The organism is Pseudomonas sp. FP2254, from assembly GCF_030687695.1.
GTDB lineage: Bacteria > Pseudomonadota > Gammaproteobacteria > Pseudomonadales > Pseudomonadaceae > Aquipseudomonas > Aquipseudomonas quebecensis.
The window spans coordinates 921896-944835 of sequence record NZ_CP117444.1 but is presented as its reverse complement, the minus strand read 5'-3'; the positions used below and the strand labels follow the sequence as shown (position 1 = coordinate 944835).

The 22940-nt window shown below is 58.9% G+C and carries 19 protein-coding genes; 7 read left to right on the top strand and 12 right to left on the bottom strand.

From position 1 onward, the window contains the following. Nucleotides 1-130: 130 nt before the first annotated feature. From PSH94_RS04125 to rplM, 5 genes are all read right to left on the bottom strand, one after another. On the bottom strand, nucleotides 131-913 hold the full coding sequence (locus PSH94_RS04125; RefSeq protein ID WP_181080604.1) for a cytochrome c1: 783 nt from the start codon (nucleotides 911-913) through the stop codon (nucleotides 131-133). Next, nucleotides 913-2124, bottom strand: a complete 1212-nt coding sequence (locus tag PSH94_RS04120) for a cytochrome bc complex cytochrome b subunit (RefSeq protein ID WP_034095878.1) — start codon at nucleotides 2122-2124, stop codon at nucleotides 913-915. The genes PSH94_RS04125 and PSH94_RS04120 overlap by 1 nt, the downstream gene beginning before the upstream one ends. Further along, nucleotides 2124-2717, bottom strand: a complete 594-nt coding sequence (gene petA / locus PSH94_RS04115) for a ubiquinol-cytochrome c reductase iron-sulfur subunit (RefSeq protein WP_034095877.1) — start codon at nucleotides 2715-2717, stop codon at nucleotides 2124-2126. The genes PSH94_RS04120 and petA overlap by 1 nt, the downstream gene beginning before the upstream one ends. Nucleotides 2718-2983: 266 nt before the next feature. Beyond that, nucleotides 2984-3376 carry a 30S ribosomal protein S9 gene (rpsI, locus tag PSH94_RS04110; RefSeq protein ID WP_002555064.1) on the bottom strand — a complete coding sequence of 131 codons (393 nt, stop codon included), beginning with the start codon at nucleotides 3374-3376 and terminating at the stop codon, nucleotides 2984-2986. A 14-nt stretch (nucleotides 3377-3390) separates the two neighbouring features. Further along, a complete protein-coding gene (gene rplM / locus PSH94_RS04105; RefSeq protein ID WP_003171742.1) occupies nucleotides 3391-3819 on the bottom strand; it encodes a 50S ribosomal protein L13 in 429 nt (142 codons plus the stop codon). A 249-nt stretch (nucleotides 3820-4068) separates the two neighbouring features. Between rplM and PSH94_RS04100 the strand changes: the two genes are divergently transcribed. After that, entirely contained in the window at nucleotides 4069-5109 is a 1041-nt protein-coding gene (locus PSH94_RS04100; RefSeq protein ID WP_181080603.1) for an NADP(H)-dependent aldo-keto reductase, read from the top strand. A gap of 121 nt (nucleotides 5110-5230) precedes the next feature. Here the strand turns inward: PSH94_RS04100 and PSH94_RS04095 are convergent, their stop codons facing one another. Then, nucleotides 5231-6367, bottom strand: coding sequence for an acyl-CoA dehydrogenase family protein (locus tag PSH94_RS04095; protein ID WP_305436569.1), 1137 nt, complete (start codon nucleotides 6365-6367; stop codon nucleotides 5231-5233). Between the two features lie 244 nt (nucleotides 6368-6611). Here PSH94_RS04095 and PSH94_RS04090 point away from each other — a divergent pair, with 244 nt between their 5' ends. Beyond that, nucleotides 6612-7508: a GlxA family transcriptional regulator gene (locus PSH94_RS04090; RefSeq protein ID WP_181080651.1), complete on the top strand. Its 897-nt coding sequence runs from the start codon at nucleotides 6612-6614 to the stop codon at nucleotides 7506-7508. Between the two features lie 33 nt (nucleotides 7509-7541). On the opposite strand, the gene zapE is transcribed toward PSH94_RS04090, so the two are convergent. The 3 genes from zapE to PSH94_RS04075 form a co-directional block, all read right to left on the bottom strand. Then, a complete protein-coding gene (gene zapE, locus PSH94_RS04085) occupies nucleotides 7542-8636 on the bottom strand; it encodes a cell division protein ZapE (RefSeq protein WP_305436568.1) in 1095 nt (364 codons plus the stop codon). Nucleotides 8637-8715: 79 nt separating this feature from the next. Next, nucleotides 8716-10071, bottom strand: a complete 1356-nt coding sequence (locus tag PSH94_RS04080) for a tryptophan--tRNA ligase (RefSeq protein ID WP_305436567.1) — start codon at nucleotides 10069-10071, stop codon at nucleotides 8716-8718. 24 nt (nucleotides 10072-10095) lie between these two features. Next, entirely contained in the window at nucleotides 10096-10725 is a 630-nt protein-coding gene (locus PSH94_RS04075) for an alpha/beta hydrolase (protein WP_181080599.1), read from the bottom strand. Between the two features lie 147 nt (nucleotides 10726-10872). Between PSH94_RS04075 and PSH94_RS04070 the strand changes: the two genes are divergently transcribed. After that, the gene (locus PSH94_RS04070; protein WP_034095870.1) at nucleotides 10873-11310 is read left to right on the top strand and encodes a YhcB family protein; all 438 of its coding nucleotides are present in this window, start codon (nucleotides 10873-10875) and stop codon (nucleotides 11308-11310) included. A 74-nt stretch (nucleotides 11311-11384) separates the two neighbouring features. Here PSH94_RS04070 and PSH94_RS04065 read toward each other — a convergent pair whose 3' ends face one another. From PSH94_RS04065 to PSH94_RS04055, 3 genes are all read right to left on the bottom strand, one after another. Further along, nucleotides 11385-13109, bottom strand: a complete 1725-nt coding sequence (locus tag PSH94_RS04065; protein WP_305436566.1) for an ABC transporter ATP-binding protein/permease — start codon at nucleotides 13107-13109, stop codon at nucleotides 11385-11387. A gap of 100 nt (nucleotides 13110-13209) precedes the next feature. After that, nucleotides 13210-13770, bottom strand: coding sequence for a response regulator transcription factor (locus tag PSH94_RS04060; RefSeq protein ID WP_003171731.1), 561 nt, complete (start codon nucleotides 13768-13770; stop codon nucleotides 13210-13212). After that, the gene (locus PSH94_RS04055; protein ID WP_181080597.1) at nucleotides 13763-15025 is read right to left on the bottom strand and encodes an ATP-binding protein; all 1263 of its coding nucleotides are present in this window, start codon (nucleotides 15023-15025) and stop codon (nucleotides 13763-13765) included. The genes PSH94_RS04060 and PSH94_RS04055 overlap by 8 nt, the downstream gene beginning before the upstream one ends. A gap of 243 nt (nucleotides 15026-15268) precedes the next feature. Between PSH94_RS04055 and PSH94_RS04050 the strand changes: the two genes are divergently transcribed. The 4 genes from PSH94_RS04050 (at nucleotide 15269) to PSH94_RS04035 (ending at nucleotide 22731) form a co-directional block, all read left to right on the top strand. Then, nucleotides 15269-15979 carry an SIMPL domain-containing protein gene (locus PSH94_RS04050; RefSeq protein ID WP_181080596.1) on the top strand — a complete coding sequence of 237 codons (711 nt, stop codon included), beginning with the start codon at nucleotides 15269-15271 and terminating at the stop codon, nucleotides 15977-15979. Nucleotides 15980-16329: 350 nt separating this feature from the next. Continuing rightward, nucleotides 16330-19137 (top strand): dermonecrotic toxin domain-containing protein, encoded by a 2808-nt coding sequence (locus PSH94_RS04045; RefSeq protein WP_305436563.1) that lies wholly within the window; start codon nucleotides 16330-16332, stop codon nucleotides 19135-19137. 105 nt (nucleotides 19138-19242) lie between these two features. Next, complete coding sequence (locus tag PSH94_RS04040; RefSeq protein WP_305436562.1) at nucleotides 19243-20844, top strand: ABC transporter substrate-binding protein; 1602 nt, start codon at nucleotides 19243-19245, stop codon at nucleotides 20842-20844. 258 nt (nucleotides 20845-21102) lie between these two features. Next, on the top strand, nucleotides 21103-22731 hold the full coding sequence (locus PSH94_RS04035) for an ABC transporter substrate-binding protein (RefSeq protein WP_305436561.1): 1629 nt from the start codon (nucleotides 21103-21105) through the stop codon (nucleotides 22729-22731). Nucleotides 22732-22940: the final 209 nt, after the last annotated feature.

Here is a 22940-nt window from a genome sequence, read left to right as displayed (position 1 = left end):
TTGTTGAAATTATCGAAAGCTCAAAAACGAGCGCGCCCAGAGAGCCTCTCTGCAGGACCTGATGACAGATCGCTACGGTTCAGAGAGGCCGCTGGGCGCGCAAGATTAACAGCAATTGCTTACGGTTGGATCAATGCACATCCTTCCAGTATTCGCGTTTGAGCAGATAGGCGAATACAAAGAAGAAAGCCAGGTACAACAATACATAGGTACCGATGCGCTGATGCTGCAGTTTAACCGGGTTGGCCGAGTAAGCCAGGAAGGTCACGAGGTTCTTGACCTTCTCGTCAAACTGCTCCTCGTTAAGCGCGCCGGTCTTCGGCACGATGGTCAGTTGATCGCAGGCCTCATGGGTCAGAGGCGTTCCGGTCAACGGATCATATTGCTTCTTGCCGTTCTCAACGACCTGAACCTGCTTGCATCCTACCACTTGGCGACCCTGCAGGCCGACCAGAACGTTAGGCATGCCCACGTTCGGGAAGACTTTGTTGTTCACACCCCAGGGGCGCGTCGGATCTTCGTAGAATGATTTGAGGTAGCCGTAGAGCCAATCGGTACCGCGCACACGAGCGACCAGTGTCAGGTCGGGCGGTGCGGCGCCGAACCAGGCCTTGGCATCGGCGGGTTTCATCCCGATATTCATGTGGTCGCCGATCTTGGCCCCTGTGAACACCAATTTCTCCAGCATCATCTCGTGAGGGATGCCCAGGTCATCGGCGACTCGCTCATAGCGCTGGAACTTGGCGCTGTGGCAGCCCATGCAGTAGTTGGCGAACGTCCGCGCACCGTCCTGCATGGCGGCTTTGTCGGACACGTCAATGTCGACCTTTTCCAGTTCCGGGCCGCCATGTTCGGCAGCGAAGGACAGCAGCGGCAGTGCCGCAAGCATTAATGCAACGAATAATTTTTTCATCAGCCAGTCACCCTTTCCGGAACCGGTTTGGTCTTCTCGAGCCGGGTATAGAACGGCATCAGAATGAAGTAGGCGAAGTACAGGAAGGTGCAGACCTGCGACAGCAACGTCCGTTCAGGCGTTGGCGCCAGCACACCCAGGACACCCAGGATCACGAAGGCGATACAGAACACCCACAGCCAGATCTTGCTCAGCCAACCCTTGTAGCGCATGGACTTGACCGGGCTTCGGTCGAGCCACGGCAGCACGAACAGCACCGCGATGGCCGCACCCATGGCGATTACGCCCATGAGTTTGTCGGGGATCGCCCGCAGGATCGCGTAGAACGGCGTGAAGTACCAGACAGGCGCGATATGCTCAGGTGTCTTGAAGGCGTTCGCCTGTTCGAAGTTAGGCTTCTCCAGGAAATAACCGCCCATCTCCGGGAAAAAGAACACGATCGAGCAGAATACGAACAGGAACACGACCACGCCGACAATGTCTTTGACGGTGTAGTAAGGGTGGAACGGAATGCCATCCAGCGGGATGCCGTTCTCGTCCTTGTGCTTCTTGATATCCACGCCATCGGGGTTGTTGGACCCCACTTCGTGCAGCGCCAGGATGTGCAGCACCACCAGGCCCAGGATCACAATCGGCAGGGCCACTACGTGCAAGGCGAAGAAGCGGTTCAAGGTGATGCCGGAGATCAGGTAGTCACCGCGGATCCACTGGGTCAGGTCGTTGCCGATCACAGGGATCGCGCCAAACAGCGAGATGATCACCTGAGCGCCCCAGTACGACATCTGACCCCATGGCAGCAGGTATCCCATGAAGGCTTCGGCCATCAGCGCCAGGTAAATCAGCATGCCGAAGACCCATACCAGCTCGCGGGGCTTCTGGTAGGAACCGTAGAGCAGGCCACGGAACATGTGCAGGTAGACCACGATGAAAAACGCCGAAGCGCCGGTGGAGTGCAGCAGACGCAGGATCGAGCCGTACTCGACGTCGCGCATGATGTATTCGACCGAGGCAAACGCCTCTTCCGCCGACGGGTTATAGCTCATCGTCAACCACACGCCGGTGACGATCTGGTTGACCAGCACCAGCAGTGCCAGGGACCCGAAGAAGTAGAAGAAATTGAAGTTTTTTGGGGCGTAGTATTTGCTGAGATGGTCTTCCCACATTTTAGTGGCGGGGAAACGCGCATCCACCCAATCCATGAACTTGCTCATCACGCGTTCTCCTTATCGAGGCCAATGACAATAAGGTCGTCAGTTTCGTAGGTGTGCGGTGGCACGGGCAGGTTCAATGGAGCAGGCTGAGACTTGTAGACACGACCGGCAAGGTCATAGTGAGAACCGTGGCACGGGCAGAAATACCCGCCGACCCAGTCCTTGCCCAGATCGACAGGGGCTACTTCCGGGCGGAAAGTAGGTGAGCAACCCAAATGGGTACACAGTCCGACCAGCAGCAGAATCTCTGGCTTGATCGAACGGGCTTCGTTTTTGGCGTAGGCGGGTTGGTCGGATTTCTCGGATTTCGGGTCAGACAGCTGGCCTTCGATCTTTTTCAGATTTCCCAGGATTTCCTCGGTACGACGAACAATGAATACCGGCTGGCCGCGCCATTCAGCAATCATCTGCTGGCCTGGCTCGATCTTGCTGACATTCACTTTCACCGGTGCACCTGCGGCTTTCGCCTTGGCACTGGGAAACCATGACCCCACGAACGGGACCGCAGCCCCCACCGCTCCTGCAGCACCCACCACGGATGTGGCTGCTACCAAGAAGCGACGCCGGCCTGCATTCACGCCGTCATTGCTCATTCAGTCCTCTCCCATCAGCTTTTTGGCCTGTTAAATCAGGCGTCTACTAAGTATTAAATCTGAACTTATAAAAATTTTGCCGAATGGTAATGAAAAGCCCCACCTCTGACAAGGGAATTACCCGGAGCTCCGGCTCCAGGCCTTGTAGTATAGGGGGTCTACGGATGTGGCAAGTTGTCACGGCGATTTTTATGCACAAATCGCGGGCAATAAAAAACGCCCAGCTCCGTAAGGAGGCTGGGCGTTCTTGTTGAACGTAAAGCGAATTAACGCTTCGAGTACTGCGGACGCTTACGCGCTTTACGCAGACCGACTTTCTTACGTTCTACTTCACGGGCATCACGAGTCACGAAGCCAGCTTTGCGCAGAGCGCCACGCAGGGTTTCGTCGTACTGCATCAGAGCGCGAGTGATACCGTGGCGGATTGCGCCAGCTTGACCACTTACACCGCCACCGATAACGGTGACGTAGATGTCGAACTTTTCAACAGTCTCGGTCAGTTCCAGCGGCTGACGAACTACCATGCGGGCAGTTTCGCGGCCGAAGAAATTGTCCAGGGAGCGGTTGTTGATCGAGATGTTACCAGTGCCCGGACGCAGGAAAACGCGTGCGGTTGCGGTTTTGCGACGGCCAGTGCCGTAATTTTGAGTCGCCGACATAATGAACTATTCCGTTAAAACTTCAGTTCTTGGGGCTGCTGAGCAGCATGAGGGTGGACAGCGCCCGCATAGACTTTCAGCTTGCGAAACATATCGCGACCCAGTGGGCCCTTCGGCAGCATGCCTTTGACCGCGATTTCGATCGGGGCTTCAGGCTTCTTGGAAATCAGGCCTTCAAAGTTGGAAGACTTGATACCGCCTGGGAAACCGGAGTGACGGTAGTACATTTTGTCTTGCGCTTTGTTGCCGGTAACACGTACCTGCTCAGCGTTGATGATCACGATGTAGTCACCGGTGTCAACGTGAGGGGTGTACTCAGGCTTGTGCTTGCCACGCAGACGGCTGGCGACTTCAGTGGCCAGACGACCCAGGGTCTGACCAGCGGCGTCGACGACAAACCAGTCGCGCTGAACTGTTTCCGGTTTTGCAGTAAAAGTTGTCATTCTTTAATAGCCTCAGGGGCCGCCCTGTAAATTAGACGGCGGATCTTACTGAATAGTGCGTACTTTGACAAGTCAAAGGCAGCCGGATACAGACGCTATCGGGGGCTCGGGTCAGCGCGTCCGTTCAACGGCAAGATTCTTCGGCAGGCGGCGCATCACTTCCACTGCAGAAAGAGGTGGGCAATTATGCAGATTGCGAAAAAAAATTCAACCTGCTTTTATGATTGTTTTCCCCGACAGGAGTACCCGATGGATTATCGACAGCTGGGCCGTACGGATCTGAACGTGAGCGCGATAGCCTTGGGCACCATGACCTGGGGCGAGCAGAACAGCGAGGCAGAGGCCTTCGCGCAGATTGAGCGAGCCAAGGCCGCAGGGATCAACTTCCTCGACACCGCGGAAATGTACCCGGTGCCGCCCAAGGCCGATACCTATGCCACCACCGAACGCTACATCGGTCGTTACTTCAAGAGCCGTGGCGACCGCGCCGACTGGATCCTGGCCAGCAAGATCGCCGGCCCCGGCAACACCATCGACTACATCCGCGACGGCCACCTGCGCCATAACCGCAAACACATCGTCGACGCACTGGACGCCAGCCTCAAACGCCTGCAGACCGACTGGATCGACCTGTACCAGTTGCACTGGCCGGAGCGCAGCACCAACTTCTTCGGCCAATTGAGCTACAAGCACAAGGACGAAGACGACCTCACGCCGCTTGAGGAAACCCTCGAAGCGCTGGACGAACAGGTCAAGGCCGGCAAGATCCGTCACATCGGTCTGTCCAATGAAACCCCCTGGGGCACCATGAAATTCCTGGCCCTGGCCGAAGCCCGGGGCTGGACGCGCGCGGTGTCGATCCAGAACCCGTACAACCTGCTCAACCGCAGCTTTGAAGTGGGCCTGGCGGAAGTCGCGATTCGCGAACAATGCGGCCTGCTGGCCTACTCGCCCCTGGCGTTCGGCATGCTCAGCGGCAAATATGAAAACGGTGCTCGCCCGGCTAAGGCGCGCCTGACCGAATACAGCCGTTTCAGCCGCTACTTCAACCCGCAGTCGGAGGCGGCGTGCAGCCGTTATGTGGCACTGGCGCGTGAGCATGGCCTGGACCCGGCGCAGATGGCATTGGCATTTGTGACCCAGCAACCGTTCGTGACCAGCAACATTATTGGCGCAACGTCGCTGGAGCAACTGGACAGCAACATCGCCAGTGCAGATCTGAAGCTGTCGAAGGAAGTACTGGAAGGGATTGAGGCGATTCAGAAGGATCATCCGAATCCGGCGCCTTGATCGATCTGTAGACCGCTATCGGGGGCAAGTCGAATCGTCGCACCGCCCCTCCCACACTTGGAATGCATTCCAATGTGGGAGGGGGCTTGCCCCCGATGACGCATTCAAGACCAGCAAAAAATCAAAGCGACCGCGCAATAATCTCCTTCATGATCTCGTTGGTCCCCGCATAAATCCGCTGCACCCGCGCATCCGCCCAGGCGCGGGCAATCGGGTACTCCCACATGAACCCGTAGCCGCCGTGCAACTGCACGCACTCGTCGAGCACCTTGCATTGCAGGTCCGTGGCCCAGTACTTGGCCATCGCCGCCGTAGGCACATCCAGCTTGCCTTCCAGGTGTAACGCCATGCACTGGTCGACGAATACACGGCCGACCTGAATCTCAGTAGCCATCTCGGCCAGTTTGAAACGGGTGTTCTGGAAGTCGGCGATCGCCTTGCCGAATGCCTTGCGCTCACGGGTGTATTGCAGTGTCCACGCCAACGCCGCCTCGGCGGACGACAACGCGCCAATCGCCACGGTCAGGCGCTCCTGGGGCAATTCCTGCATCAGGTAGGCGAAGCCCATGCCGGCCTGGCCCAACAGGTTTTCCTTGGGCACCCGCACATCCTGGAAAAACAGCTCCGAGGTGTCCTGGGCCTTCATGCCCACCTTCTCCAGGCGCTTGCCCTTGGCGAAGCCCGGCGTATCGGCCTCTACCAGAAACAGGCTGGTGCCCTTGGCGCCGGCCTTGGGGTCGGTCTTGGCCACCACGATCACCAGGTCGGCGAGATAGCCGTTGGTAATAAACGTCTTGGAGCCGTTGATCACATACTCATCGCCATCAAGCACGGCGCTGGTCTTGACCCCTTGCAGGTCGGACCCGGCGCCGGGTTCGGTCATCGCAATGGCGGTGACCATCTCGCCGCTGATCAATTTGGGCAGGTATTTATGCTTCAGCGCCTCACTGCCGTAATGCAGGATGTACGGCGCAACAATGTCCGAATGCAGGGAGAACCCGATCCCGGTCAGGCCCAGCCGGCCGATCTCCTCGATCACCACGGCGCTGTAGAGAAAGTCAGCGTCGAGGCCGCCGTAGGCTTGCGGCAGATGAGAGCACAGCAAGCCCGCCTCCCCCGCCTTTCTCCACAGGCTGCGGTCGATATAGCCCTGCTTTTCCCATTGGCCATGGAAAGGCACGGCGTCTTTTTCGAGAAAAGTGCGCACGCTCTCGCGAAACAGTTCGTGGTCTGGACTGAACAAGGTTCTCGGGATCATGGGGCACCTGTGTGGATTGTCGGACAAGAACGAACCCACAGAGCCTATGCCGCCCAAGCGTCACGGGACACTGGACACATGCGACAAAAAATAAGACGATCCAGCCGTCTGGTGACCACTTTCCCCTATAAGAATAAATGAAATTATGTCTAACCAAATCTCCACGCCGTTGCGGCGCGTCAGCATTCTGGCCATTGATCGGGTATTCGCGTCCACCCTCATGCAAGCCAAGGATTTCTTTCACCTGGCCAGCCTGCGCTATGGCAAGCAGCAAGGCCTGGGTCTGACCCCGGCGTTCGAAACGCGTCTTGTCAGCCCCGATGCAAAATCGGTGTGCAGCTTCAGTGATGTGATCATGCCGGTGGATGGCGGCCTGGAAGACGCCGACATCATCGTTCTACCGGCCTTCTGGGATGACTTCGACGCCCTGTGCGCCCGCTACCCCCAAGTGTTGCCCTGGCTGCGCGAACAACACGCACGCGGTGCCGTGTTGTGCGGCGAAGCCACCGGGGTGTTCTGGCTCGCCGAAGCCGGCCTGCTCGATGGCAAGGAGGCGACCACCTACTGGCGCTTCTTCAACGCCTTCAGCGAACGCTTCCCCAAGGTCCAGCTCAATCAGGACAAACATCTCACCGACGCCGACAACCTCTACTGCGCCGGCGGCACCACGTCGGCCTGCGATCTGTATATTTATCTGATCGAACGCTTCTGCGGCGCCAATATCGCCCAGGCCGTGGCACGCGACATTCTCTACGAAGTGCAGCGCAGCTATTCACCTGGCCGCATTGGCTTTGGCGGGCAGAAACTGCACCAGGATGTGATCATCCTGCAGATCCAGCACTGGCTGGAAGAGCACTTCGCCGACAAATTCCGCTTCGAAGATGTCGCCCGGGAACACGGTATGAGCATCCGCAACTTCATGCGCCGCTTCCAGACCGCCACCGGGGACAAGCCGCTGCATTACCTGCAGCGCCTGCGCATCGAAACGGCCAAGGGCCTGCTCTCGGGCAGCCGCAAGAGCATCAAGACCATCAGCTATGAGGTGGGTTACGACGATGCGAGTTTCTTTGCGCGGTTGTTTCGCCAACACACCGAGTTATCGCCGAACCAATACCGCCAGCAATTCCAGCAAGCTGCGTAAGCCAATGTGGGAGGGGCTTGCCCCCTCTCACACTTAGGGTTTGTGCCCGCGCGCGAGGAACTCGTGGGACTGCATCTCCAGCAAACGGCTGAGGGTGCGCTGGAATTCAAAGTTCAAGCGACCGCCGGTGTAGAGGTCCTTGAGTTCCACTTCCGCCGAGATGATCAGCTTGACGTTGCGGTCGTAGAACTCGTCGACCATGTTGATAAACCGGCGCGCGATGTCGTCGGTGGTCACGCTCATCTGCTCCACGCCGCTGAGGATCACCGCGTGGAAGATCTTGCCCAGTTCGATGTAGTCGTTCTGGCTGCGCGGGCCGTCGCAGAGTTGGCGGAACTCGAACCAGGCCACGTCATCGCAGGTGCGCAGGGCGATGATTTCGCGATTTTCGATCACCAACTTATCGTTTTCCACCGCCTGGGTGCATTCCGGCGTCAGGGCACGGAAGCTCTTTCGCAAGCTTTCGTGAGCCGCTTCGTTCAGCGGAAAATGGTACAGCTCCGCCTGCTCGAGGTGACGCAGGCGATAGTCGACGCCGCTGTCCACATTGACGATTTCAGTGTGCTGCTTGATCAGCGCGATCGCGGGCAGGAAGCGCGCGCGCTGCAGACCATCCTTGTACAGACCGTCAGGCACGATGTTCGAGGTGGCGACCAGGGTTACGCCGTTCTTGAACAGCTCTTCCATCAAGGTGCCAAGAATCATGGCATCGGTAATGTCGGAGACGAAGAATTCATCGAAACAGATCACCCGGGCTTCCTGGGCAAAGCGCTTGGCGATGATAGTCAGCGGGTTTTTCTCGCCCGGCAGCGTCTTCATCTCTTCGTGCACGCGCTTCATGAAGCGGTGGAAGTGGGTGCGGACTTTTTCCTTGAACGGCAGCGCTTCAAAGAAGGTGTCGACCAGATAAGTCTTGCCACGGCCCACGCCGCCCCAGAAATACAGGCCTTTGACCGGCGTATGGTCTTTCTTGCCGAACAGCTTGCTGAGCATCCCTGGCTTGCTTTGCGAAGCTGCAAGCAGGTCCTCGTACAGGCGCTGCAAATGACGCACCGCATTTTCCTGAGCCGCGTCGTGGAAGAACTCAGGGCGTTTCAGATCAGCTTGATATCGTTCTAGGGGCGTCATAATTTCGTTAGCAAGGCAACAAAAACGGGCCGTCACTGTAACGACGGCCCTGGATAATGGCAATCAACCCTTGGTCGGGTTAATCCTCGAGGGGGGCCAACGCGATGCGCAGGGCCTCAATGGCCGCGTCAAGCGACGCAGGGTCGGCAAACTCGGCACTGTCGGCTACCGCGGCGCCGTCCAGCCATACGCTGAAGCGCAGGCCATCGGTGCGCACGTCAAGGGCGTCACCGCTTTGCAGTTGTTTGGTCACCGCACCTGCCGCCTTGCCGTCGGCAAAATGGCGCGACAACAGCAGCTGTTCGCCATCGGCGGCCAGCAGGCGGAAACGGAAACTGCCGTCATCTTCGCGAAAGCTCACGAAACGCGCAGTTTTGGTGGTTTTCTTTTTGGCGCTGACCGGCGCCGCAGCCTGGTTCACGAACGAACGCAGGCCCACCGCCTCACGCAGCTCGGCAAGAAACGGTGCCGCGACGGCGCGGGCTTTCTTCGCCCCGACCAGCAACAGATCTTCCATGTCCGACGGGCGCGACATCAGTTGGTGATAGCGCTCGCGGGCCTCGCCCAACTGGCCGTCCAGCAATTGGAACAGACGGTTCTTCGCCTCGCCCCAACCCAGGCCTTGCAGCAGTTCGTCGCGGAACGCCTGCTCCTGGGCCTGCGTGGCAAAGGCCTGGTACAGGGTGAACAGGTGCGAATTGTCCGGGTCCTTGGCTTCGCCCGGCGCGCGGGAGTCGGTGACGATGCGCGAGATCGCGTCCTTCATATCCTTGGCGCTGGTGAACAACGGGATGGTGTTGTCGTAGCTCTTGGACATCTTGCGGCCATCCAGGCCCGGCAAAGTGGCAACGCTTTCTTCGATCAACGCCTCGGGCATCGTGAAGAATTCCTTACCGTTGCCGAACAGGTGGTTGAAACGCTGGCCGATGTCGCGGGCCATCTCCACATGTTGGATCTGGTCGCGGCCCACCGGCACCTTGTGCGCGTTGAACATCAGGATGTCCGCCGCCATCAGCACCGGGTAGCTGTACAGGCCCATGGTGATACCCGCATCCGGGTCCTCGCCGGTCTCCACGTTCTTATCCACCGAGGCCTTGTAGGCATGGGCGCGGTTGAGCAGGCCCTTGGCGGCGACGCAGGTCAGCAGCCAGGTCAGCTCGGGGATTTCCGGGATGTCAGACTGGCGATAGAAGGTCACCCGGTTCACATCCAGGCCACCGGCCAGCCAGGTCGCGGCGATTTCCATGCGCGAGCGCTGGATGCGCTGCGGGTCATCGCATTTGATCAGGGCGTGGTAGTCGGCCAGGAAGTAGAAGGAATCGGCATTGGCGTCCTGGCTGGCAAGGATGGCCGGGCGAATCGCACCGGCGTAGTTGCCCAGGTGCGGCGTGCCGGTGGTGGTGATGCCGGTGAGGATACGGGTACGAGTCGTCATGGGTAATCGCTTATCAGACTGCTATCAATTCGAGAGACGCGGCAGCACCAGATCTTTGAGATCGGTGAGCTTGCCGTGAAAAAAGTGCCCGCATTCTGCCACTTTCAGCAGCTCATGGGGGCGTTTCAAGGCGGCGGACCAGTCGTAGACCAACTGTGGGTCGACCACTTCGTCGGTTTCCGGTTGGATCAAGGTCAACGGGCAGTCCTGGGGCAGCACATCGTTATCGCTCAGGCGCATCACAGCAGCGGCGACCATGAACAGGTGCGCGAGTTTTTCGCCTTTGGCCTCCAGGCGCCCGCCCAGGCTCGCCGCCACGTAGCCGCCAAAGGAAAACCCGAGCAAGGTGATCGGCAGGCCAGGATGCTTTTCCCGCAGCCAGGTGACGGCCGCTTCGGCATCGTCCACTTCGCCGCTGCTCATGTCGTGGCTGCCGGCACTGGCGCCGACGCCGCGGTAATTGAAACGCAGCGTGATCAAACCGGCATCGCGCGCGGTGCGTTGCAGGGTCGACACGACTTTATTGAGCATGGTCCCGCCCTGCACCGGGTTAGGGTGGCAGATCAGCGCGAGGCCACGTGGTTCGGGCTGATCCAGGTACAGGGCTTCCAATTGGCCTACCGGGCCATCGATCAAAACGGGGGTTTCGCGCATGAGCAAGGAATGAACTCCGTGACCTCTCAATGGGTCGACTCGTCTAGCTAAAAATCTGTGCATGACATCATTGCGAGCTTAATCGCGGTATACAGCGCAGGTCCGAGCCGTTAACGTAAAGCAAAGCCGTTTATAGAGGAAGGACTCGTGGAACACTCGCTCTTAGTTTGGTTGTTGCCGACTCTTGCCCTGGTTGCCGGTGTCGCCATTGGATTCCTGGTTGCTCGCCTGCTGCCGAATGCCGCGCCTAACCGCACGCAGCGTCAGCTCGATGACATCCAGGAACGTTTTGACAGTTATCAGAACGAGGTTGTTACCCACTTCAATAGCACCGCGACCCTGGTCAAGAAGCTCACCCAGAGCTACCAGGAAGTACAGGATCATCTCGCCGATGGCGCTAACCGCCTGGCCCTCGACGACATCACTCGCCAGCGCCTGCTGGCCGCGCTGCACTCCGATGCACCGCAGACACCACGGGAACGCCTGACCCCACCCCGGGAAAACCAGGAACCGCCACGGGACTACGCGCCGAAAACGGCGGATGCTCCAGGCATGCTGGATGAGCATTACGGTTTGAAGAAGTAAGTCATTTTCAAGCAATAGAAAAGCCCGGCTGATCGATGATCAACCGGGCTTTTTGTTGGCCCCCACATTGGGTCTCAGGAGATGGATTGCTCTTGAAGCCACCCGCCTTCGATGCGCACATGCCGACCATGAAAGCGTTTGAGGCTGCTGCGATGGCCGACGCTGACGATACTCAGCCCCGGCAACGCATCGATCAGCGCCTGGTACAACGTCGCCTCATCTTCCTCATCCATTGCCGAGGTGGCTTCGTCCATGTACAGCCATTGCGGCGCGAACAGCAAGGCGCGGGCAAACGCCAGGCGCTGTTGTTCGCCCGGCGAGAGCACGCGTTGCCAGTGGTTGGCCTCATCCAGCTGCCCTACCAGATGCGGCAGGCGGCACGTTTCAAGGACCTGTGCATAACGTTGCGCCGAGTAGACGCCGGCGTCCTGTGGATAACTCAACACCGCCTTCAGCGTGCCGATCGGCAGGTAAGGCTTCTGCGGCAGGAACAGGTAACGCCTGGCCGGCAAACGAATGCTGCCGTGACCTGCGGACCAGAGCTGCCCCATGGCGCGCAGCAGGGTACTTTTGCCACTGCCGGAACGGCCACTGAGCATGATGCGCTGACCCGGTTCAACGATCAGGTTGGCATCGGTAAGCAGGTGGCGACCATCCATAAGATTCATGCCCAGCCCCTGCACGACAAGACGCTCGCCCTGCGCGCTCACATCAATGGCCGCCGGGCGTTGTTCGTTTTCCGTCATAGCCTGTTGAAAGCTCAATAGACGGTCGCTGGTGGCGCGCCAGCTGGCCAGGTCGGCGTACGCGCTGATAAACCAGCTGAAATTGCCTTGTACGTTGCCGAAGGCCGAGTTGATTTGCATCAGCTCACCCAACTCGATCTTGCCGGAAAAATAGCGCGGGGCAGCCACGATAAACGCAAAGACGGTAGCAATCTGTTCGTAGCCGGCGGTAAAGAACGTCAGGCGTTTGGACACCTTCATGATGTCCCAGTAGTTATGCCAGACCTTGCCGAACCGTGCGCTCAAGCGTTGGTTTTCGTTGGGCTCGCCGTTGTACAGGGCAATGCTTTCAGCATTCTCGCGCACCCGCACCATGGAGAAACGCAGGTCCGCTCCGAAGCGCTGCTGCTGGTTGCTCAAGCCGATCAGACGACGACCGATCAGGTGGGTCAGCCAACTGCCGACACCGGCGTAGACCAACGCACACCAGAACATGTAGCCGGGGATGGTGATGCCGAACACTTCGATGCTGCCCGACACGCCCCACAGAATGACCGAGAACGACACGAGGCTGACCACATTGCGCAGCAACCCAAGGCCAAGGCTCAGGGTGTTCTGGGTAAAACTATTGAGGTCTTCGGAAATCCGCTGGTCCGGGTTATCGGTATAACCCCCCTGCTCCAGCTGGTAGTAGTTTTTGTGGCCAAGCCAGCGGGCGAAGTGCTTTTCGGTCAGCCATGCACGCCAGCGAATCGTCAGCATCTGAGTGAGGTAAAGACGGTAGACCGCGCCGAGAATCGCCACGGCGGCGATCCCGCAGAAATACAGGATTTGTTGCCAGAAGGCCGCGGTGTCCTTGTTTTCCAGAGCGTTATAGAAGTCTTTGTACCAGTGGTTGAGCCACACGGAAATTGCCACGCTGAACAGCGACAGGCCAATCACCACTGCCAGCAACAACCAGGCCTTGCCCTTCTCTTCGCTGCGCCAATAAGGCGTGATCATCGCCCACGTTCGGCGAAAGAAATGCCCACGCAGCGCATCGTTGACCGCGGAATATTCAGCGTTCTGATTCATCGTTCAGGCTCGGTAGGAAAGATATGACAGGCGTTCGAACCGATCTTAGGTGATCGGTTCGGGGCTCCGTGCGGCCTGAAGCGGGTTGTTCAGCTTAGGTTCAGCGTCGGACCGGCCGCTTCTGCAGCTTGCGTTGCAGGGTGCGACGGTGCATGCCCAGGGCACGGGCGGTGGCGGAGATATTGCCTTCGTGCTCGGTCAGCACGCGCTGGATGTGTTCCCACTGCAGGCGGTCCACCGACATCGGGTTTTCCGGCACCAGGGTATCGAGGTCGGCGTGCTCGGACAGCAACGCGGCCAGCACGTCGTCGGCATCCGCCGGTTTGCACAGGTAGTTGCAGGCGCCGCGCTTGATGGCTTCGACAGCGGTGGCAATGCTGGAGTAGCCGGTGAGGATCACCACGCGCATTTCCGGGTCCAGCTCCAGCAGCTTGGGCAGCAGCACCAGGCCGGAGTCACCGTCCATTTTCAGGTCGAGCGCGGCGTAGTCCGGCAGGTCGGCCTGGGCGATGGTCAGGCCCTCTTCGGCGGACCCGGCGGTGCTCACGCGAAATCCGCGACGACTCATGGCACGTGCCATCACGCGGGTAAACGTAGCGTCGTCATCTACCAGCAGCAGGTGCGGCAGTTCTTCGCCTTCGACTTGGATCTCATCACTCATCGATATCTCCTCGTGCGACACGGGGCAGGCGCAGCTCGGTGAGCGTGCCACCTTCCTCATGACTATAGAGCTTCACTGAGCCGCCGGCGCGGGTCACGCTGGCCTTGCTCAAAAACAGGCCGAGGCCGAAGCCCTTGCCCTTGGTGGTAAAAAATGGTTTTCCGATCTGCTCGGCAATCGCCAGCGGCACGCCCGCGCCGTGGTCGCGAATGCTGATGGTGAGATCTTCGGTGTTCCAGTCCAACTGCACTTCAAGCCCTTCGGGGCAGGCGTCGGCGGCATTGTTCAACAGGTTGAGCAACGCCTGGGTCAGGTCCGGTGGCGGCGCCATGCGCGGTACCGTGCCCTGCCCCAGCAGGTGGAAGCGATAGCTGGCCTCGGGGCGCATCAGGTGCCAGCGGTTCAGGGCTTCATCGAGCCACTGCGTCACGTCCTGCATCTCCACGGCCAGGCGGCGATTGGCTTCGGCGGCGCGCACCAGTTGCTGCAGGGTCAGCTTGCACTGCTTGACCTGTTCCTGCAGCACGCTCAAATCGTCCTGCAGGGCCGGGTCGTGGTGGTCCTGGGTCATTTCCTTGAGCAGTACGCTCATGGTCGCCAGCGGCGTGCCCAATTCATGGGCCGCGCCGGCGGCCTGGGTGGCGACGGCGAGCAATTGTTGATCGCGCAGGCCCTCTTCACGGCGAATGGCGCGCAGTTCTTCCTGACGACGCAATTCCTCGGCCATGCGCGCGGCAAAAAAGGTGATGACGGCGGCGGACAGCGCAAAGCTCAGCCACATCCCATAGATCTGCAGGTTTTCCCGGGCGATGGGGAAGGTCTGCAGCGGGTAGAACTGGGCCAGCAGCAGGGTATAAAGGGTCAGGGCGATCCCCGACAGCACCACGGAATAGCGCCATGGCAACGTCACTGCCGCGATCGTCAGGGGCACCAGATAATAAGAAACGAAGGGGTTGGTAGAGCCACCCGAGAAATACAGCAACACACTGTGGATAAACAGGTCGCAGGCCAGTTGCAGGGCATATTCCAGCTCGGTCACCGGCCAGGTGGTGCGCAGCCGGATCGCGGTAAACACGCAGAGCACCGTGGAAAACCCAAGGGTCACGCCCAGTGGCAGCCAGGGCAGCGGCAGCAGGTCGAACCAATAGGCAAGCCCCACCGAACCGGCCTGGGCGGCCAGTACCAGAGTACGGATGAACGTCAGGCGCCAAAGGTTCTGGCGGGTGGCGGAAGTCAGTTTTACGGCGGCGAGCATGAGCTCTCCCGGTGAGCGCTGCAGGCGGATCGGCAGCAGTATAAACGAAGCGTCGCCTCGGGCATTGGGTGTGTGGCTCTTTGACGCACCGGGCGCCGTAGCTGCAAGGCGCGAGGTAACGCGGCAAGAACTCGCCTCGCCCTTCGCTTGCTTGCGGCTTTAAACTTTTTCCAATTCATAAACCCGAAGAACCCGTTACTACCGTCTACAGTCATACCGATACGACCCCCCTAAGGAGCTTCCATGTCTCGTTTCACTCGCAGCGCAGCCATCCTCACCCTCAGCGCCGGCGCCCTGGCCAGCTTTTCGGCCATGGCAGCCGATGAACTGCACTACAACCAGATCTCCCTGCGCGCCGAGGCCAGCCAGGAAGTGGCCCGCGACAAGATGATCGTCACGCTCTATACCGAATCCCAGAACACCGATCCGGCCAAGCTCGCCGCCGACATCACCACCACCGTGAATCAGGCGCTGGGCCAGGCCCGCGAAGTCAAAGCCGTGACCCTGCGCCAGGGCAGCCGCAACAGTTACCCGATCTACGACAACAAAACCCAGAAGATCACCGGCTGGCGCGAACGCGCCGAACTGCGCCTGGAAAGCGCGGACTTCCCGGCGCTCTCCAAACTGACAGGTGAATTGCTGAACACCCTGAAAATGGGCGGCATGGATTTCGCCATCGCCGACGCCACCCGCAAAGCCAGCGAAGATGCGCTGCTCAAGGACGCGGTCGCTGCGTTCAAGGCCCGCGCTCAACTGGCCACCGACGCACTGGGGGGCAAGGGTTACAAGATCGTCAACCTGAATTTCAACACCAACGGTTATCCACAGCCGTATGAGCGCGGCGCGATGATGATGAAGGGGGCCTTGATGGATTCGGCGCCGACCCCGGAAGTGGAAGCCGGCACCAGCAAGGTCAGCATGAGCGCCGACGGAACCATCGAAGTACTGCAGTAAGCGCACGGCTGAGGCGAACGGGCTTGTTACCGCGCAATGCGTGCCCGTTTCGCCGCTTTATGCACTCGTTCATGGCTGCGCCCCCTTGGAGTAAATGTAACCGCCTTGATCAGGGCACATCGCACGTTACACACCTCCACGCCCCGCCGACGCCCGGCGGCACGGTTGGCACGCGCCCTCAGTCACGGCGGCCGCGCACTCCCGCCATCTGATCTATGTCCATAGATGTCCCTTGCAACATTCCTGTGAACACGCACAACGCCCACGCCGGAACGTCCGCGCGCTCATTTCCCACGCACCTATCGAACACCTGAACGCCAGGGAGGCTCATTTACGGAGATCGATACAGAATGATTACCCCTGCCACCACCACTATTCCGACAACCGTATCCGATTCGTCGCACACGTCAGCGACCCCATACCTGCAGGCGGACACGGTGGGCGCTGAACATCAACCTCGCCGCAAAAGTGCCAAACGGCGCAATCATCACCAAACACTGATACCGGGCCTGCCGTATAACCCGGGGGTAGAGAAATACATCTGGAAAGCCAAAGACGGGTTCAAAACCCCCAGTCAGAGTACCGCCGAGATTATCAGGTCAGAGCTGAAGACGCGCTGGGGCAAGGACATCGATCCCGACAATACGTTTATCGTGACCTTGAACTACGACCCCAAGCAGCCACAGCCCAGGGGCGGCAAAGTTCTGAATAAGATTTCCCTGACCCAGGCCGCACTGCATAACGTACAGCGCGCCAATAAAAACGATGAACACCAGACACCGCTCGAAAAGCAGCGGTCCACCCTGCACACCTGGCTTGGTCGGCTGGCGCCTTTGCTGCCTCTCCCGGCGGTCGTGGATGAAATTGACACGCTGGCGCGGCGACAGAGGACTTATGAAGGCATATTTGTCGGGGCAGAACCTGGCGACAGGGAGGTCTATAACAGTCGCAACCTGCTGAGGCAGACGCCAGCGGCGTTTCGAGACATCGTGTGGAACACCGAACTGAGCAAACCGTACACCCAATTCCTGAACGAGTTCTGGCCCGCCCATGAGGGCAAATACGCACAACTGAGCAAGGCATCCCTGGTGGGCGCGGCCCTCAGTCAATTTGAAAACGACAGCTTGAGCGCCAGTGACACCAACCTGGTGATGCGCGCCGCCGGCCTGCCGCCGAATACGACCTGGGAAAACCTCAAGCTGGACGACCTGGCCCCGGCCACCACCCAGGACCCAAGCGTGGAAGTCGGGCTGCTGAGCATCAATGGCTTCAAGTCCACGGACCTGCTCTGCATCACCGACAAAACCCCTCGATTCGATGCCGACGGCAAACCCGCTACCCGTACCTTGCTGTACATCCCCGGTAATTCTTCGCCGCTGCATACCTTCGACAGCCAGGCGCAGATGAAGCGCTGGCTGGCTGAACAGGCCGCTGACCCGGTCAAGCGCGAAGCCCTGTCGATGCATTTCCCCTTGCGTGACCAGGCTGATCGACATTTCTCCGACGGGGTCAATCAAACACTGGTCGGGCTCGGCGGCTGGTCGAAAAAAGACGCTCCCGATGCCGGGTTTCTCGAACGCCTGAACGAATTCGACCCGCAAACGTTTATCACCATCGAAACGCTGTCCGATGACCCGTTCGATGTCATGACCCAGCGTCAGAAAGCGCGCTCCTACGCCGATGCCGAAACCGAAATCACCACCGACGGCGATGTCACCAAAGCCACGATCCTGGAAGTGTTGGAGACCACCACTAAAGTCGCCTTAATGATGACCCCGCTCGCCATGGTCATGCCCGAAGTGGCGGTGGGCCTGGAGCTGTACTACGTCGCCGCCGGCGCGGTGGAAGTCGGGGTGGGCGCCGATGACCTCAGGCATGGCAAGCCAGGTGGGGCCGACCATATCGTGTTCGGTGTGCTGAATGCGCTGCCCGTCATCGCCGGCGGTGCCACCCGCCTGGCCAAGGGCGAGGTCGCTGCGGGAAAAACCCTGGGAGAAGCGCTGCCACCCCGCGAGCCGACTGTGACCGAGCGCGGCATCGAACAGAGCCCGGCCAATCGCTTGCGCCCGTCCCAGGCCGCCGATATCAGCGCATATGCCGTACCAGATGGCGAAGGGCTTATTGAAGGCATGCAGCCAAATTCCAAAGGCATGTATCAAGTCAAAGACAGCGCCGGAGCAGACCATTGGTATATCCGTTATACCGACGCAACAAGAACGCCCAAGGTGTACGAGATTAAAGGCAACTTCAAACTCAGCAACGACTACGCGCAGATCATTGATTCTGCCAACGGCAAGCCTGTGATGATAGTGCACTCAGACGGCAAGGGCGGATGGGCTCGCGCTGCCGCCGATGGCGGCGTTGTGTGGCCATGGCAACGCCGGGCTTCGCCAACGCCCAGTGATGATCCAAAGACTCCTGCCACCTTCGCCGATGAATTCCTCGAAATTGATGGTAAAAAAATGGCCGGAGCCGAAAAACTCGATGAAGTCTTGAGAGCAAGAGCGGGAACCAACTTCGAACTCTCCAGCAGGAACTTCGAGGAAAACGGGCTCGTTAAAAGAAGGTTTAACACCTCTTGGAACATCGACGAAACCGGGTTCGCTGTCGAGCCTGGAGAGAAAGCACAAATGACGGAACTCAGTTCCAGCGAGTACTCACCCAACTTTGTCCTCGATATCAATCGTTGTCCTTACACCGTTACCACTACAGAAAACGGTCTGTCAGTGACCACGAAACTGGACGCCGTAGCCGGCACGTCAGAGGGTATCCAGCGAGCAAGGTTGGCGCAGTTCGAGGCGGTAATTCCCGATGCTCAATTGCGGGCCCGCATCTCCGAGGTGGCCCATCAAGGCTCTACCTTCCCTGCCATCGCTGATTTGCATGGGGGGGCGGGACTGCAGGAAGGCTACTACTACGGTGCTGACAATACCCATTTTCAGATTGATTATGACTCCTCCCGCAACCTGGCGAAGGTCCATGTCACCTCTGAAGGGCACCTCTCTATGCCGGAGCAAGACATCAACCGCGTTCCCGGCGTACAGGTAACCATCAAGAGAAGCTTCACGATTGGCGAGGGTAATCAGTCGAACAGCTTATATGAGATCGGCAAAGCGGCCCCCACCACAATCGATGTCAGCGTCACAGCCAATCCATAAAACCGGCGAATAACTTCTTACTTGACTCCCCTGAACGGCGGTAACCTCGGTGACCGCCGTTTTCGTTCGGGCAGCTTTTATACGCCTGCCACTTCAGGAGTCTCCATGGAAAGAACCGTCTTGAAACCGCTGATCCTGGCTGCAAGCCTTCTGGCTTTCATGCCTCTCGCCCACGCTGCCAGCACCCTGGTCTATTGCTCCGAAGCCAGCCCCGCCGGCTTCGACCCCAGCCAGTACACCAGCGGCACCGATTTCGATGCCTCCGCCGAAACCGTATTTAACCGCCTGACCCAGTTCAAGCGCGGCGGTACCGAAGTCGAACCTGGCCTGGCGACAAGCTGGGAGGTGTCCAGCGACGGCCTGACCTACACCTTTCATCTGCGCGAAGGGGTGAAATTCCACACCACCGACTTCTTTACGCCGACCCGCGACTTCAATGCCGACGATGTGTTGTTTACCTTCAATCGCCTGTTGGATGCGCAAAGCCCGTTCCGCAGGGCTTACCCGTCCGAGTCGCCGTATTTCACCGATATGGGCCTGAACACCACGATCAAGCACGTCGACAAACTCGACGATCACACCGTGCGTTTCAGCCTGAACAACGTCGACGCCTCGTTCGTGCAAAACCTGGCCATGAGCTTCGCCTCGGTGCAGTCCGCCGAATACGCCACGCAGCTGTTGAAGGAAGGCAAGGCGGCCGACATCAACCAGAAACCGGTGGGCACCGGGCCGTTCGTATTCAAGCGTTATCAGAAAGACTCGCAGATTCGCTACGTCGCCAATAAACAGTATTGGAAACCCGAGGACGTAAAACTCGACAACCTGGTGTTCGCTATCACCCCCGACGCCGCCTCGCGCCTGCAAAAACTCAAGGCCGGCGAATGCCAGGTCAGCGGTTACCCGCGCCCGGCCGACATCGAAATAATGAAACAGGACCCCAACCTGCGCGTACTGCAACAGGCCGGTTTCAACCTGGGGTTCCTGGCCTACAACGTGACGCACCCGCCGCTGGACCAGCTCAAGGTGCGCCAGGCGCTGGACATGGCCATCGACAAACCCGCCATCATCAAGGCGGTGTATCAGGGCGCCGGACAATTGGCGCAGAACGCGCTGCCACCGGCCCAGTGGTCTTATGACCCATCGGTGAAGGACGCGCCCTACGACCCGACCAAGGCCAAGGCGCTACTAAAAGAAGCAGGGGTTGCACCAGGTACCACCATCGATTTGTGGGCGATGACCGTGCAACGCGCCTCCAATCCAAACGCGCGCATGTCGGCGCAAATGATCCAACAGGATTGGGCCAAAGTAGGCATCAAGGCCAACATCGTCAGCTATGAGTGGGGCGAATACATCAAGCGCGCCAAAAATGGCGAGCATGACGCGATGATTTATGGCTGGACCGGCGACAACGGCGACCCGGATAACTGGCTGGGCGTGCTCTACAGTTGTGCCGCGGTCAAGGGCAGCAACTACGCCAAATGGTGTAACCCGGCATACGACAAACTGGTGCAGCAGGCCAAAGTCAGCAACGACCGCGAGCAGCGCATCAAGTGGTATCAAGAGGCGCAAAAAATCCTTCAGGAACAAGTACCTATAACGCCTATTGCGAACTCGACGGTTTTCCAACCCCTGCGCAAGGAGGTCCAGGACTTCAAGATCAGCCCATTTGGGCTGACGCCGTTCTACGGGGTGAGTCTGAAGAAGTAACAACCGCGCCCCAACCGAGTGCGCTAGACGCCTCGGTGGGGCTTTTTTGGTGCGGCCGCTGCACCGAAAAAACCCTCAAAAGACGTGCAATTATGTCGAAACTTTCATAATTGCGACATTCCTGTACGTTCGTACCACTCTTTCCGCCTTGCAACTGTTCAACATCTTGCAATGGGTATGGCGCCTGCATAAGTATCCGCAGGCCGACTCACGAGGTCGCCCTCACCACCAAAAATGACAACAAATCATGAGGCCAACATGCTTAAACACGCAGTCCTTCCGCTATTAGTCAGCGCTGGCCTTATGGCCGCGGCCCCTTTCGCCCACGCGGCGGCTAACCTGGTGTTCTGCTCCGAGGGGAGCCCGGCCGGTTTCGATCCAGGCCAGTACACCACCGGAACAGACTTCGATGCTTCGGCCGAAACCATGTTCAACCGCCTCAGTCAGTTCGAGCGCGGCGGCACCGCCGTGGTGCCTGGCCTGGCCACCAGCTGGGATGTGTCCCCGGATGGCCTGACCTACACCTTCCACCTGCGTGAAGGCGTCAAGTTCCATACCACCCCGTACTTCAAGCCCACTCGTGAATTCTCGGCCGACGACGTACTGTTCACCTTTAACCGGATGATCAATAAAGACGATCCATTCCGTAAGGCCTACCCTACCGAGTTCCCGTACTTCACGGACATGGGGATGGACACCAATATCAAGAACATCGAGAAAATCGATGACCACACCGTCAAGTTCACCCTTGGCACCGTGGATGCGGCATTTATCCAGAACCTGGCCATGAGCTTCGCGTCGATCCAATCGGCCGAATACGCAGCCCAGCTGTTAAAAGAAGGCAAGCCTGCGGACATCAACCAGAAGCCTGTCGGCACTGGCCCGTTCGTGTTCAAGAGCTACCAGAAAGACTCCAACATTCGTTACACCGGCAACAAGGATTACTGGAAGCCTGAAGACGTGAAGATCGACAACCTGATCTTCGCCATCACCACCGACCCGTCGGTGCGCATCCAGAAGCTCAAGAAAAACGAATGCCAGATCACCCTTTTCCCGCGTCCGGCCGACCTCAAGGCACTGGGCGAAGACAAGGACCTGAAACTGCCGCACCAGGCCGGTTTCAACCTGGGCTACGTGGCCTACAACGTCATGGACAAGGTCAAGGGCAGCGACCAGCCCAACCCGCTGGCTGACCTGCGCGTGCGCCAGGCGATGGACATGGCGGTGAACAAGCAGCAGATCATCGACTCCGTCTACCAGGGCGCGGGGCAACTGGCCGTCAACGCCATGCCGCCGACCCAGTGGTCCTATGACACCACCATCAAAGATGCCAAGTACGACCCTGAGAAAGCCAAGGCGCTGCTCAAGGAAGCCGGCGTCAAGGAAGGCACCGAAATCGTGCTGTGGGCCATGCCGGTTCAGCGTCCGTACAACCCGAACGCCAAGCTGATGGCAGAGATGCTGCAGAACGACTGGTCCAAGATCGGCCTGAAGGTCAAGATCACCAGCTACGAGTGGGGCGAGTACATCAAGCGCTCCAAAGGCGGCGAGAACCAGGCCATGATCATTGGCTGGAGCGGCGACAATGGTGACCCGGACAACTGGCTGAACGTGCTGTTCGGCTGCGACTCGCTGTCCGGCAACAACTTCTCCAAGTGGTGTGACAAGAAATTCGACGGCATCGTGAAGGAGGCCAAGGCCACTTCCGACGTCGCTAAACGCACCGAGCTGTACAAGCAGGCGCAACATATCCTCAAAGATGCAGTCCCGATGACACCTATCGCGCACTCGACGGTGTATCAACCCATGCGTAACACCGTGCAGGACTTCAAGATCAGCCCATTCGGCCTGAACTCGTTCTATGGCGTTAGCGTAAGCGGCAAGTAAGGATCAATAACGGCGACGCTTCATAACGTCGCCGTTATTGCATCTGCCAGGCCGGTAGGAAACAGACCACGCTCACATCCGTTGCGTCCTACAGCAACGAACTGCGATGCGCGACTCCGTTGCCTACAAGGTCAATCCGATTTGGCGCATTTACTGCGAAGTCCGCGACCCATAACGTCGTAGGACAGCAGAGATACCCATTTGGGAAA